The organism is Rhodococcus sp. EPR-157 (assembly GCF_001647195.1).
Classification (GTDB): Bacteria; Actinomycetota; Actinomycetes; order Mycobacteriales; family Mycobacteriaceae; genus Rhodococcoides.
The window spans coordinates 1-12,991 of record NZ_LVCV01000609.1 but is presented as its reverse complement, the minus strand read 5'-3'; the positions used below and the strand labels follow the sequence as shown (position 1 = coordinate 12,991).

General features: G+C 64.2%; 18 protein-coding genes. 4 read left to right on the top strand and 14 right to left on the bottom strand.

Annotated elements, in window-relative coordinates:
• The 4 genes from A2J03_RS30225 to A2J03_RS26415 form a co-directional block, all read right to left on the bottom strand.
• A partial coding sequence (locus A2J03_RS30225) for a glutamate-cysteine ligase family protein (protein WP_231912727.1) occupies nt 1-225 on the bottom strand: 225 nt, incomplete at its 3' end.
• 81 nt (nt 226-306) lie between these two features.
• Nucleotides 307-999, bottom strand: a complete 693-nt coding sequence (gene sodC, locus A2J03_RS26425; RefSeq protein WP_197480979.1) for a superoxide dismutase[Cu-Zn] — start codon at nt 997-999, stop codon at nt 307-309.
• Nucleotides 1,000-1,115: 116 nt separating this feature from the next.
• The gene (locus A2J03_RS26420) at nt 1,116-1,637 is read right to left on the bottom strand and encodes a LytR C-terminal domain-containing protein (RefSeq protein WP_231912726.1); all 522 of its coding nucleotides are present in this window, start codon (nt 1,635-1,637) and stop codon (nt 1,116-1,118) included.
• Between the two features lie 55 nt (nt 1,638-1,692).
• A complete protein-coding gene (locus tag A2J03_RS26415) occupies nt 1,693-2,022 on the bottom strand; it encodes a DUF3263 domain-containing protein (protein WP_068380227.1) in 330 nt (109 codons plus the stop codon).
• Between the two features lie 276 nt (nt 2,023-2,298).
• Here A2J03_RS26415 and A2J03_RS26410 point away from each other — a divergent pair, with 276 nt between their 5' ends.
• From A2J03_RS26410 to A2J03_RS26400, 3 genes are all read left to right on the top strand, one after another.
• Nucleotides 2,299-2,895: a peptide deformylase gene (locus tag A2J03_RS26410; protein ID WP_068380224.1), complete on the top strand. Its 597-nt coding sequence runs from the start codon at nt 2,299-2,301 to the stop codon at nt 2,893-2,895.
• A complete protein-coding gene (locus A2J03_RS26405) occupies nt 2,896-3,840 on the top strand; it encodes an N-acetylglutamate synthase, CG3035 family (protein ID WP_442971415.1) in 945 nt (314 codons plus the stop codon).
• Between the two features lie 80 nt (nt 3,841-3,920).
• Complete coding sequence (locus tag A2J03_RS26400; protein ID WP_068380222.1) at nt 3,921-4,721, top strand: exodeoxyribonuclease III; 801 nt, start codon at nt 3,921-3,923, stop codon at nt 4,719-4,721.
• On the opposite strand, the gene A2J03_RS26395 is transcribed toward A2J03_RS26400, so the two are convergent.
• The 3 genes from A2J03_RS26395 to A2J03_RS26385 all read right to left on the bottom strand — a co-directional run bounded on the left by A2J03_RS26395 (nt 4,691) and on the right by A2J03_RS26385 (nt 6,151).
• Complete coding sequence (locus A2J03_RS26395) at nt 4,691-5,290, bottom strand: hypothetical protein (RefSeq protein WP_068380219.1); 600 nt, start codon at nt 5,288-5,290, stop codon at nt 4,691-4,693. The genes A2J03_RS26400 and A2J03_RS26395 overlap by 31 nt on opposite strands.
• A gap of 103 nt (nt 5,291-5,393) precedes the next feature.
• Nucleotides 5,394-5,720: a GNAT family N-acetyltransferase gene (locus A2J03_RS26390; protein WP_068380232.1), complete on the bottom strand. Its 327-nt coding sequence runs from the start codon at nt 5,718-5,720 to the stop codon at nt 5,394-5,396.
• 107 nt (nt 5,721-5,827) lie between these two features.
• Nucleotides 5,828-6,151 carry a GNAT family N-acetyltransferase gene (locus A2J03_RS26385; RefSeq protein WP_068380216.1) on the bottom strand — a complete coding sequence of 108 codons (324 nt, stop codon included), beginning with the start codon at nt 6,149-6,151 and terminating at the stop codon, nt 5,828-5,830.
• A gap of 264 nt (nt 6,152-6,415) precedes the next feature.
• On the opposite strand from A2J03_RS26385, the gene thiD reads away from it, so the two are divergent.
• Nucleotides 6,416-7,306 (top strand): bifunctional hydroxymethylpyrimidine kinase/phosphomethylpyrimidine kinase, encoded by an 891-nt coding sequence (gene thiD / locus A2J03_RS26380; protein WP_068380212.1) that lies wholly within the window; start codon nt 6,416-6,418, stop codon nt 7,304-7,306.
• Here thiD and A2J03_RS26375 read toward each other — a convergent pair.
• The 7 genes from A2J03_RS26375 to A2J03_RS26345 all read right to left on the bottom strand — a co-directional run.
• Nucleotides 7,248-8,054: an adenylate/guanylate cyclase domain-containing protein gene (locus A2J03_RS26375; protein ID WP_068380210.1), complete on the bottom strand. Its 807-nt coding sequence runs from the start codon at nt 8,052-8,054 to the stop codon at nt 7,248-7,250. The two genes, thiD and A2J03_RS26375, sit on opposite strands and share 59 nt — an antisense overlap.
• 31 nt (nt 8,055-8,085) lie before the next feature.
• Complete coding sequence (locus A2J03_RS26370; RefSeq protein WP_068380207.1) at nt 8,086-9,576, bottom strand: M28 family peptidase; 1,491 nt, start codon at nt 9,574-9,576, stop codon at nt 8,086-8,088.
• 24 nt (nt 9,577-9,600) lie between these two features.
• Nucleotides 9,601-10,398 (bottom strand): ABC transporter permease, encoded by a 798-nt coding sequence (locus A2J03_RS26365; RefSeq protein WP_068380201.1) that lies wholly within the window; start codon nt 10,396-10,398, stop codon nt 9,601-9,603.
• Nucleotides 10,398-11,342 (bottom strand): ABC transporter ATP-binding protein, encoded by a 945-nt coding sequence (locus tag A2J03_RS26360; RefSeq protein WP_068380200.1) that lies wholly within the window; start codon nt 11,340-11,342, stop codon nt 10,398-10,400. The genes A2J03_RS26365 and A2J03_RS26360 overlap by 1 nt, the downstream gene beginning before the upstream one ends.
• A gap of 143 nt (nt 11,343-11,485) precedes the next feature.
• A complete protein-coding gene (locus A2J03_RS26355; RefSeq protein WP_068380194.1) occupies nt 11,486-12,241 on the bottom strand; it encodes a thiazole synthase in 756 nt (251 codons plus the stop codon).
• A 4-nt stretch (nt 12,242-12,245) separates the two neighbouring features.
• Nucleotides 12,246-12,443, bottom strand: a complete 198-nt coding sequence (gene thiS / locus A2J03_RS26350) for a sulfur carrier protein ThiS (protein WP_068380192.1) — start codon at nt 12,441-12,443, stop codon at nt 12,246-12,248.
• A 6-nt stretch (nt 12,444-12,449) separates the two neighbouring features.
• Nucleotides 12,450-12,991 (bottom strand): FAD-dependent oxidoreductase (locus A2J03_RS26345; RefSeq protein WP_156520599.1); only part of this gene is annotated, 542 nt, incomplete at its 5' end.

Genomic DNA, 12,991 nt, shown 5'->3' with positions numbered 1-12,991 from the left:
GAGATCGTCCATCGCTTCGCCGACGTTCTCGCACACGCCGGTGACAAGTTCGACCGTGTTGCGGAGCAGCTCCTTGGTAACCCGAGGAGACTCGGAGCCGACCAATTCGGTGATGCCGTCCATGACCTCGGCGGCCGAGTTGACGAGGTCGAGTGATCCGTTGTCCACCAACGCAATTTCCCATTCGACGCCGAGGGTCGGACGGGGCGAGCCGTTGAAAAGGATGGCGGGAGCGGAGCCTGCGGAGTGACCAGGGGGTGTGGGAGCGGAGCCTGCTGTGGGGCCGGGCAGGCTTGCGGGGGTCACCTAGTCCAGGACCGCGCAGGCGACGCGGCCGCCGGCATCGCCGGTGGTCAGGGTGGTCGTGTCCGGCACTGCGGCGCCGTCTGCCAGCGTGTAGCGGGGAGGGATGTTCGCGAAGTTGTCCGCTCCGGCGTGGATGATGATCGACCGTCCACCGTCGGCGCGCAGGTCGTCGAGCGTGACCGCGTCGGTCGTCGTGACGAGCTTGCCCGTACCGTCCTCGCCGACCTGCAGTGACGTGAGGTCACCGCTGGACGGGTGCTCGGTGCGGCCGTCGACCTGGAGGTGTCCTCCTGCAGAGAGGAAGTCACCGGGCGCGCCGCCTGCTGGAGCAACCGAGTTCGGCTCGCAGACACCGGTGGTGTGAATGTGAAGTCCATGGAAGCCGGGGGTCATATCCTCGGCCTCGACGGTGATGACCAGGTGCTCGTTCTCTTCGACAACGGAAACGGTACCGACCGCGGTTCCCTCGGCGTTCTCGAACTCTGCTTCCATCTCCGGCTGTGGAGCGTCGGCGGCGACTCCTTCTCCACTCGGATCCTCGTGGCCCGTCCACACTGGCGGCGTCGTGCCCGGCACGTCGGACGGCGTTTCGGGAGCGGTGCATGCGACCAAGCCGAACGCAGCGACGGCGACCCCGGGGGTCGCGAGGCGCCAGGAGCGGAATCCCGATCGGACTGTACTGGTCGGTGCCATGGAAAAAGCTCCTTCGTGGGGCCGGCTGGACGTTGCGTCGATCATAACTATGCCCGGTAGTAGTACTTCACTCACAGTGTTGTCAAAGACAGAACGGCGTTGTTCGGACAGAACCGTCACTGGGTGACCATCACGATCACGCCGTTGCCGAAGCCGGTGAGGGTGGCCGGGAGTTCTGTGGCGGTTGCGCCGAGCTGCTGTGCGATCTCCTGGGCGGCGTCGTCGGCGCCGGCCGCTGTGCCGTAGTAAACGGTGGTTGCTGCAACCTGGGACTCGGCGTAGTTGCCGGTCTCGGCGATCGTCCACCCTTCTGCGGTGAGCGTCGCGGCGGTGCTGGCGGCAAGTCCGGATACGTCACTGTTGTTGAGTACACGCACCTCGACGTCCGACGGGTCGGCCGAGGTCGTCGCTGCGGACGATGTCGCCGAGGTGGACGCGGGCGCCGCTTGCGCGGTCTGCGAGGTCGCGGGTGCCTGAGCTACCTCGCTCGTCGCCTCGGGTGCCGCTGCTTCTTCACTGTCGTCCGAGCCGGTCAACGACAGTGCACCGATCGCCGCGAACAGAATCGCGAGCGAAATGAGGACCATTGCCAATGCGCGGAGCGGAGGGCCGGACGATTCCGGATTCGGACTGCTCACACTCGAAGACACTAGTGGATCGACCCCCGGTCCCCTCGCCCCCCGAATGCCTACTTCAGACCTCGAAGCCGAGTCGTCGGGCTGCGCGAGCCTTCTGCCTGCTTGCGCGGAGTCGGCGCAGTCGCTTGACCAGCATCGGATCCGCGGCGAGCGCCTCGGGACGATCGACCAGAGCGTTCAGGACCTGGTAGTAGCGTGTCGCCGACATCGAGAAGAGCTCTTTGATCGCTTCTTCCTTGGCGCCCGCGTATTTCCACCACTGCCGTTCGAACGACAGGATGTCGTGCTCGCGACGAGTCAGTCCGTCTTCGCCGACCTCGTTGATGTTCTGGGACTTGTCAGACTGCTGAGACTGGTTCGAGTCACGCGCTGCTGCGCCGTCCATTCTCACTCCTCGACTTCTCGGATCCGCTCGAGCGGATCCCTACTCTGTGCGTGTGTCGCTGCCCGTGCCCTGAATGCTGCCTGCGCCATGTCGGCCCCCCTCGAACCGCGTCGACGGACCCGAAGTCGGGAAGTCGGCACGAATTACACGCGTGTGTTTCGGTCCTTATTCAACCACGGTGGACACGGGCGGGCGGCCGCTCGCGGTGGACGCGGCGCGCCGCGCGCGTTCACCGCGTGCACGCCCTTCGACAGAACGCCAGTATTCTTGTCGACCATGGCAATTCTCCCGATCCGGATCGTCGGCGACCCGGTACTGCACAACCCCACCCAACCCGTCACTCAGTCCCCCGAAGAGCTCGCCGACCTTATCGCGAATATGTACGAGACGCTCGCTGCCGCGAACGGTGTCGGGCTCGCCGCGAATCAGGTCGGCGAACCGCTTCGGCTATTCATCTACGACTGCCCCGACGAGGGGCCCGACGGCAAGTTGGTCCGCCGCCGGGGCGAAGTGATCAACCCGGTCCTGGAAACGTCCGAGATTCCCGAGACCATGCCCGATCCAGATGACGACGACGAGGGTTGCTTGTCCGTACCCGGCGAGCAATACCCGACAGGCCGTGCCGACTGGGCACGGGTCACCGGTACCGACGCCAACGGCGACCCTGTCGATATCGAAGGCAAGGGATTCTTTGCACGAATGCTGCAGCACGAGGTCGGGCATCTCGATGGATTTCTGTACGTCGACGTGCTGATCGGACGCAATGCGCGCGCAGCGAAGAAGGCAATCAAACGCGCAGGATGGGGCACACCGGGTCTGTCCTGGATCCCCGGCACCGTGGAGGATCCGTTCGGCCACGAGGACGACGACTGAGTGGCCGAGGCAGTCGCGGTCGGTAGCCGCGTCACCATGCGGTATCGACTGCCACCCGGCCATAGCCATCCGATGACCGATGTCGTCGGTTCGTTGATCGACTACGACGATTCGGTGGTGGCGGTCGAGGCGTCGGACGGTCGCGTCGTGCGGGTCTCTCGGGATCGAGTCGTCGCGTTGAAGGCTCTCGGACCACGACCGATTCGTACTTCCGAGATCAGGTCGCTCGAACGAGCTGCCGCCGATGGGTGGCCTGGAGTCGAGCAGGAGTGGATCGGCGGATGGTTGCTGCGCGCCGGTCACGGCTTCACCGGACGGGCGAACTCGGCGGCTCCGCTCGAGCCGCAGGCAGCCGTCGCCGATCTCGATGCAATCGCGCGGTGGTTCAGCTCGCGCGGCCTGCCTACCGTGCTGCTTCTTCCCGATCGTCTCGGCTCGGTGCCCGCTGGTTGGTCGACTCGTGACGAGACTCTGGTGATGGCTGCCGACATCTCGCAGCTCGTGCTGCCGCCGGAGTCGGTATCGGTGATAGTCGAAGCACCCGACGACGACTGGCTCAGTCTGTATCGCTACCGCGGGCGTCCCCTCCCCGCAGATGCCGTCGAGGTGATCTCGGCTGTGCGCGACGGCGTTGCGGGCTTTGCCCGCATCGGGAGCGCGCCGTCCGGCGTGCTTGCGATCGGTCGCGCCGCGGTGACGTCCGCGCCCGACGGTCGCCGCTGGGTCGGCCTGACCGCCGTCGAAGTTGCCGAAGCCCATCGCCGCAACGGACTTGGCACCAGGGTCTGCGGCGAGCTCGTCGCATGGGGACGAATGCAGGGCGCGACGCACGCATATCTCCAGGTGGCGGCCGCAAATGTGGGGGCAGTCGCGATGTACCGGGAACTCGGGTTCGTCGAGCACCATCGGTACAGGTATGCGGCTCCGCCGCAGTGGCGCGGTTGAGTACGTTGCCGTGCACTTATCCGTGCCACTGACCCGGAGGGTCGAACCACCTGTCCGACCCCTCGGCTACTCTTGCCGCCGTGCGCTTGGCTACCTGGAATGTGAACTCCGTCCGCTCTCGGCAGGATCGGATCGTCGACTGGCTGCAACGGTCCGACGTCGACGTCCTGGCGATGCAGGAGACCAAATGCAAGGACGCGCAGTTCCCGTACGAGCGGTTCACCGCGATCGGGTCCGAGGTCGCCCACGTCGGCCTGAGCCAGTGGAACGGTGTCGCACTGCTCTCCCGTGTCGGCCTCGACAACGTGCAGGTCGGCTTCGAGGATCAACCTGGCTTCAGTAAGGATCCCGAGGTCGAGGCCGTCCGCGAGGCACGCGCTATCGGCGCTACGTGCGGAGGCGTTCGAGTGTGGAGCCTGTACGTGCCCAACGGCCGCGAGTTGGCGGATCCGCACTACACGTACAAGCTCGAGTGGCTGGCGAAACTGCGTGCCGACGCACAGGCCTGGCTCTCGTCGGACCCGCAGGCGCAGATCGCGCTGGTGGGCGACTGGAATATCGCCCCCACCGACGACGATGTCTGGGATCCAGCTCTGTTCGAGGGCAAGACTCACACCTCCGCGGCCGAGCGCGATGCGTTCGAGTCGTTCCGTGAGGTCGGGTTCACCGAGGTGACGCGTCAGTTCACGCCCGAGCCGCGGACCTTCACTTACTGGGACTACACGCAGCTACGGTTCCCGAAGAAGCAAGGCTTGCGCATCGATATGGCGTTGGCGTCTCCCGCCCTCGCCGCACGAGTGTCCGGTGCGTCGATCGACCGTGACGAGCGCAAGGGCAAGGGCGCAAGCGATCACGCACCGGTCGTCGTCGAGATTTCCTGACGCTCGAACGTCCGGGCGGCCAGCAACGCTGCGCCGGCGAGGATCAGCAACCCGTGCGCGATACGCAACCAGGGCGGAGCGAAGAACTGCGGCAGGAACAGTACGAACCCGGCAGCGAACACCCAACCCTGCCAACACGCGGACCGTCGAGCCGCTAGGACAGCCCCTGTTGCGATCGCGACCAATCCGACGCCGAACATGACCGACTGGGTCATCCCGTAGCGAATGGGCTCGGCGAGGTCCACCACTGTGTAGTCGCCGGTGTCCAGCGCGTCGGTGCCCAGGACGTTCAGCGCGAATGTTTCGGCGCCGTAGTACGGCAACACCAGTCCGACGCCGACCAAGGTCGTCACATCGGCGACCGTGCCGACATTCAGCGCCCGAAGCGCAAGAACGAGTGTGATGAAGCCGATCATCGCGCTGACGTGCGCGGCTATCCACAGCGGCGATGCGAATGCATCGGCGCCGGCACGTCCGACTTCCGACGAGTACGGGCGCAGTATCGGATAGATCGCGAAAAGAACCCCCGTGCTCGCGAGCAGTGCGACTGCTGATCGTTGCCTGTCCATTCGAATACCCCTCCCACCGGGAGAGCGACGCTCTCCTCTGAGAGCAGTATTCACGAAAATCTAGGCCGAATCAAGAGCACTGCTCTCTAGAGGGCCATGGCAGTCACGCCACCAGATCCAGATACTCCGGATTGCGAGCGAGGTAGCGCCGCACGTACGTGCAGATCGGGACGATGCGCCAGCCCCGGTCGCGGGCGGTATTCAGCGCCCCGCGGACGAGCACGCCCGCCCAGCCTCGGTCGCCGAACTCTTCCTTGACGACCGTATGCATGAACGCAACGGAATCATCGTCCGCATCGCGGTACCCGAGGATTCCGATCAGGTCGTCGCCGACGAACAGGTCGAACCTGCTGTGCACGGCGTTGTCCTCGATACGCACCGACGACGCGACCGCCGGGGGGTTCGAGTGATCGACTTTGTTGTGACGCATTTCACTATAAGACCAGTGGTGCGCACTGGCCGCCACGCGACCGGTGAATCGGATAGCAATTCGACGCCACGTCGAGTTGCAACCGTTACGTCAAAGAGGGACAACCGTCAGAGAGGGACGACGACGTCCGCATACTCCGGATTTGCAGCGACGAATCGTTGGACGTATGTACAGACCGGCTTCACCTTCCAACCGTACGACCGAGCACTGTCCAGTGATCGTCGAACGAGAATGGCCGCGAGGCCCTGATGCCCGAAGTCCTCGGTGACGACGGTGTGCATGAACGAGACGACGTGGGTCCGGCCGCGTTTGGCAGGGGGTTCGACCTCGTAGAAGCCGACGATTCCGACCAGATCACCGTTGAGCCTCAACTCGAAGCGGTTCTGGTCGGTATTGATGGAAACATCGGCACTGGGGGTACTGGCAAGCATGGGTCACCTCCTTTGCGTAGGTGGATGGCGAAGCGAAAAAGTCCAGTCAATTGTGACCTGCACCACTATTAAACATGCGATCGCTGAGCTTGTCACCCGTTTGTACCAACAAACCTTCGGTGGCGTAGGTATGAAACGTACTTGCAACACCCGCACTGGTATACGTCATAGACGGGCTCGATCGGTGTTGTGATGCAACAACATTCATAGCCGACTGTGCATCTGTCGCCGTGAGTTGCAGCACTGCCGGTACTGTCGACGATCGTGAAGTTCCTACCGCTGACACCCAACGGCTCGACCCCCGTACGCGCACTCACCATCGCCGGCACCGACTCCGGTGGCGGCGCCGGAATCCAAGCCGACAGTCGAACGATGGCGATGTGCGGCGTCCACGCATGCGTTGCCGTAGCCGCCGTCACCGTGCAGAACACGGTCGGTGTGAGTGGATTCCATGAGATCCCGCCACATGTGGTTGCCGACCAGGTACGCACGGTCGTCGGTGATATCGGAATCGGTGCAGCGAAGACCGGCATGCTCGCGTCCACCGCAATCATCGAGGCCGTCACCTCGGTGTGCGTCGAGGTCGGTATCGGCAAAGACGCCCCGATCCCCCTCGTCGTCGATCCGGTGTGTGCATCGATGCACGGCGATCCACTCCTGCACTCCGAGGCACTCGACGCCATCAGGAACACCCTGTTTCCGATCGCGACAATCGTGACCCCGAATCTCGACGAAATCCGTCTGATCACCGGAATCGAGGTCATCGACGACGCCACCGCGCGTCGGGCTGCGGAGGCTCTTCACGCCCTGGGAGCCCAGTGGGCACTGGTCAAGGGCGGCCACTTGCGAACGTCGAACAACAGCACCGACATTCTGTTCGACGGCGACACGTTTCTCGAGTTCACGAGCCCGCGCATCGACACGGGGAACGATCACGGTGGCGGCGACACTCTGGCAGCGGCGATCGCATGCGCCCTGGCCAACGGGTATTCGGTACCCGAGGCAGTTGCGTTCGGAAAGGACTGGGTCACCGAATGCCTGGCCGCGTCGTACGACCTCGGCGCCGGACATGGCCCGGTCTCACCGCTGTGGAGACTCAACGCGACGGCGACGGCACCAATCGGAGAATCTTCAGATCCTCGGGCACCCCGCTGAGTTTCGGAGCAAAGAAGCCGCGCCGGTATGGACGCGCCGTCAGACCTAGAGACTCCAGCGTCCCGGTCGGCAGCGCATCGAGCGCGACCTGAGAGATCATCAGGTTGCCGTTTCCCCCGGTCTGCATGACTCGTGCGGCGACGGTGACGTCGACGCCGAGCCAATCCGACCCGATCTGACGGGGACTGCCGGTGTGAATACCCACCCGCATCGTCGGCGTGTAGTCGTTCACACTCACCTCCGCGAGCGCGGCACGCGCATTCACTACGGCCTCGACGGCTTTGTCCGGTCGATAGAAGACTGCCATCACGCCGTCACCCAGGCGCTTGACGACGTGGCCGCCAGCAGCGGCAATGGCCGGCTCGACGGCCTTCGAGACTTTGCGCAACAAGGTGAGAGTGTCGGCGTCGCCTGCAACGAGAGACCACGACGAGAACCCGACCAGGTCGGTGAAGACGATGGTGACGTCGCGTTCGCCACGGCCACGGCCAGTTCGTTCGAGCACCGCCTGCCACACCTGCAGCGCACCGAGTCCGACCTCGCGGGACGCGCCGGGTTCGTCGTCGAGAAACTTGTCCGCCGCGCGCGCGACGGCCAGTGCGGACCCCGAGCCTGCGATGGACAACGGATCGCCGAACGTCGGGTCACCGGGAAGCACTCGCCTGACCCGCCGTACGACGTCGACGACCGCTGGGCTGCGATTGACGCTGCGCACCCACTCGATCGTCGACGCCACGTACGGATTCATGAAACCGAGCGTAACCGACGGTTACACATAACTACTTCTCAGCTCGGGCCTCTGTGCGAGCGGCTCCGACCGGAACGCCGTTGGGCCCTTCGACCGATTGAGCGTAGGTGCCGATTCCGAAACCGACCGCCGACGCGTTCTCTGCCAACGCCTCTCGGTCGACGTTCGCCAGGGTGTCCTCAGCAGTGTGGTAATTCTGGTCGAACGTTTCACCTGCTGTACCGCCCCACTTCTCGGCCTGTTCGGGTGTCTTTTCCTCGTCCGCGCCCGTGAAGACGCCACCTGCGGGGATACCGACCTCGATGAACGGGCCGTAGTCGGAGCGGCCGTCGAAGTCGGTGCCGTCGGCTGCGATGCCTTCTTGCTGCAGACGTTCTACGAAGACACGTTCGATCGCGTCGGATCCGGCAGGCCCGGCAGGCGCTCCTACCTTGTCGGAGTCGTCCCCGTCATAGGTGAGGTAGCCGGCGTTGTGCGAGCCGATCATGTCGAAGTTCAGGTACAGCGCGATGTTCGCCTTGTCCTCGTCGCTCAATCCCTCGACGTACTTCACGGATCCGACGAGCCCAAGTTCCTCGGCGCCCCAGAACGTGAAGCGGACTGCGTTGGTGATGTCCGGCTCTGCGCCGAGCTGCAACGCCGATTCCAGGACGGCTGCAGTGCCCGTGCCGTTGTCGTTGATGCCCGGCCCTTCGGGGACGCTGTCGAGGTGCGCACCGGCGACGACGACGTTCGACGTATCCCCGGTCTTCGTCTGCGCAATGATGTTGCGGCTCTTGGTCGTCGTGGTTTCGGTATCGAGCGTCAGCGTCAGTTCCGGTGCCGCTGCAACGATCGGTCCGTCTTCCTGGCTGACGCCACCGGTGGGGATTTTCGCAACGTCCGCGCCGCCGAGGGTGCTGCCGTCGAGCGGACCAGGTTCGTTGTTGACCACCACCACCGCTGCCGCGCCGAGGTCTGCGGCAATGGTCTGCTTGGCGCTGAACGGGCATACACCTCGATCGACGACGACGATGGCGCCCGCAAGGTCGAGACCATCGTAATCCGTTGCCTCGCAACCTGGAGAATCATCGGCCGGTGCGACGACGACGCGGGCAGTTATTCCGTCTTCCGGCGTGGACGGCGAGTATTGCAGTGCCGCTACGGAAACCTGCTGATCACCGGCGGACAGCAATTGTGTGTCGGCTGCGAACTGGTCGAATTCGAACTCCGGCGTTTCTACCTCGAATCCCGCTGCTTCCAACTTGCCCTGCACGTAGTCGACGCTAGCGTCGTACCCCGATGTGCCGGCAGCTCGGTTTCCGTTGTTCTCCGACGCAATTCGCTCGAGTTCCTCGAGATGACCTACGACGGCATCCTCGGTGATCGCGTCGGCCAGGCCTTGGCCGTCGGCAGTCGAAATAGGAGACGGTACGGAAACGGCCGGCTGCTCGGCCTCCTCGGATGTATCCGTGGAGGACGAGCAACCGGCCAGTACCAGGGCGCCGACTGCAAGACTTGCAAGTAGGTTCATCCGTCGCATGCAAGCACCCTAGCTGCAACCAGGTCAGGCGTCTCGACGATTGACCACGAATACCGCAAGCCCGAACACGATCGCGGTGAAGGCGATGAAGTAGATCAGGCTACCGATCGGACCCCAGTGAAAGTCGATCCCGCCGTCGGATCCGAGGAAGTGACTCGCGTTGAGCCACGGGAGGAACGGCTGAATCGTACGTCCGACGGATCCGAAGAGACCGAACAGATTCTCGACGACCAAGGGCCACAGGAGAAGCAGAGCAATCGCTCCCGCAGACTGGCGGAGGAGCGCACCGACGCCGACAGCGACGACGATCTGCAAGAACGCGAGGATGGCGGTTCCGTAGATGACCCGCCAGGTACCGTCCACATCGAAGCTCAGCAGCGCTCCAGCGTCCGGTCCGGCGAGCGCCTTCGCGAGGTAGAAGGCGCCGAGGCCGAGGACGAAGCTCAGGACGAAGCCGAAGACGCCGATCAGTAGCGCTTTGACCGCCAACACCGAGGTACGGTTCGGAATAGCCTGGAACGTCGTCCTGATGACGCCGAACCGGTATTCGCTCGTCACCGTCAGGGCAGCCAGGATCATCAGAACCATGACGCCGAAGCCACCGACACCGCTGCCGACTGCGTCGAACACCGTGGGAATGTACGGTTCGAAATCGGGCGTATTCCCTGCTGCCACATCGTTGTTGTACGAGTCGAGGCCCAACTTCGAAGTGAAACCGACGATCGCGCCCAGACCCAGACCGAGGACGACGACGGCAATGGTGCACCACCACGGCGACTTCGTCGAGGTGATCTTGATACGTTCTGCTGCCAATACACCCATCAGAGTGCACCTCCCATGGATTCGGCTTCTGCGCCGTGATATTGAACGTCGTCGCCGGTAAGCTTCATGAACGCTTCCTCCAACGATCCACGCTGCGAGGACAATTCGTGCAGGACGATGCCGGACTTGCCTGCGATATCACCGATGGCGTCGGTTGTGGAGTTGACCACGACCAGCGAAGGCTGCAGTTCTTTTCCGGCGCCCGGCTCGCGAACCGTGAGCCCCGCAGAAGTCAACGCGCTACGAAGCGCATCGAGCTGTGGACTGCGAACTCGCACCGATGCTTCGGAGGCGTGATCGATGAAGCTCTGCACCGATGAGTCGGAGATGAGCCTTCCGCGGCCGATGACCACGAGATGCTCTGCGGTCTGCGCCATCTCGGACAACAGGTGGCTCGACACGAGCACCGTTCGACCTTCGGCCGCGAGGCGCTGCATGAACTTTCGAATCCAGACGATGCCCTCGGGGTCGAGGCCGTTCACCGGCTCGTCGAACAACAGAACCTTCGGATCTCCGAGCAGGGCGCCTGCAAGTCCGAGTCGCTGAGACATACCGAGCGAGAATCCACCGGCGTTCTTCTTGGCGACCTCGCTCAGGCCAACGAGCCGCAGGACTTCTTCGACTCGCGACTTCGGAATCCCGTTGGACGCTGCCATCCATTCCAGATGTGCTCGCGCGGAACGGTTGGGGTGCACCCACTTGGCGTCGAGAAGGGCTCCGACGGTACGCAGGGGCTGCTTGAGTTGGTTGTACGGCTTGCCCTCGATCAAGGCGTGTCCGCTGGTGGGACGGTCCAATCCGAGGATCATCCGCATGGTCGTCGACTTGCCCGCACCGTTGGGTCCGAGGAAGCCGGTCACAATTCCTGGCTTGACGGTGAAGGTGAGGTCATCTACAGCCTTCACCGCTCCGTATTGCTTGGTCAGTCCTGCCACTTCGATCATGGCCGTAACTCTCTCGCACCGAGGGGGCCGCGCACATCGCCCGCGAGTCTCGACCTCGGTCATCCTTTTGGATGACGGCAGGGTGCGGGCCGTCCCGGCCCAGTGGCACGGTTGAGTGCACCCCGATGCACTTATCCGTGCCACTACGCCGAAGGCGAACTCGCCTGCGCCCAGAACCGCTTCGGAATCCGACCAGCGCGACGGGCCTCGTACCCAGCAGACACCGCATGCCGCATCGCCGACGCCATCAACGCGGGATCTTTCGCGCGGGTGACAGCGGTCGCGAGGAGCACCGCATCGCAACCCAACTCCATTGCCAGCGCTGCATCGCTCGCGGTCCCGATCCCCGCGTCGAGGATGACGGGCACCGACGCGGCGTCGACGATCATCTCGATGTTGTGCGGATTGGAGATGCCGAGACCCGTTCCGATGGGTGCTCCGAGCGGCATGACGGCGACGCAGCCGATGTCCTCGAGCCTGCGCGCGAGCACCGGATCGTCGGTGGTGTACGGGAGGACGTGAAATCCGTCGTCGACGAGTTGTTCTGCGGCCTTGACCAGTTCGATCGCGTCGGGCAGGAGGGTCCGCTCGTCGGCAATGACTTCGAGCTTCACCCAGTTCGTCTCGAGAGCTTCACGGCCGAGCTGAGCGGTCAGGACGGCTTCGGCGGCGCCTCGACACCCCGCAGTGTTCGGCAGCGGAGCAATGTTCAGCTTGCGCAGCAGATCGAGCACCCCGGTCCCGCCCGCAGCGTCGACGCGGCGCATCGCGACGGTGGTCAGCTCGGTGCCCGACGCGACGAGAGCGTCCTCGAGCACCGCGAGGTTCGCTGCGCCACCGGTGCCCATGATGAGCCGGGAGTCGAAGGCCTTGTCTGCGATCTTCAATACGTCCGACATCTGCTCAACCACCCTGCACAGCCGTGAGAATCTCGATGGACCAGCCCTTTTCGACGGTAGTTGCGTCCCAGCGGCTCTTCGGGAGAACCGTGCCGTCGACTGCGACAGCAATGCCTTTCTCCGGCATCGACAGGTGCGCGAGAAGTTGCCGCATGGTGAAGTTCTCGGGCAGGGCGTGTTCTTCGCCGTTGACAGTGATCACTGTTTCCTAACCTTTCGGTCCGAGGACGGGTTCGAATCGGGATGGATCTGCTGCCTTGGCTTCGGGGAGAGCGTCGCCGCCGAGGAGCGCGGAGACTGCGTCTGCGGTGATGGGCGCCAACAGGATTCCGTTGCGACCGTGCCCTGATGCGACGATGACGCGTTTGGAGAGTCGCCCGATGACGGGTAGTCCGTCGGGGCTCATCGGTCGCAGTCCCGCCGCGCTCTCGAACAGTTCGTATTCGCCGATGCTCGGCATGAGTCGTTCGGCGTCGGCGATGAGGTCGCGAACCCCGGCGACGGTGACCTGTGTGTCCTGCCCTGATTCGTACTGCGTGGCGCCGACTACCAGTCCATCGCCGCGCGGAACGAGGTAGATGGGACGGCCGTGCACGCTGCCGCGAATCGTGCGGGTGGGGGCGCTTCCCGCGCTCGGGCGACGGCGCAGCCGGAGAATCTCGCCTTTCACGGCGCGAACCGGCATTCCAGGAAGCAACGCCGCAGTCTGCGCACCGGCTGCGACGACGATCTGGTCGGCATCGAGGGCGT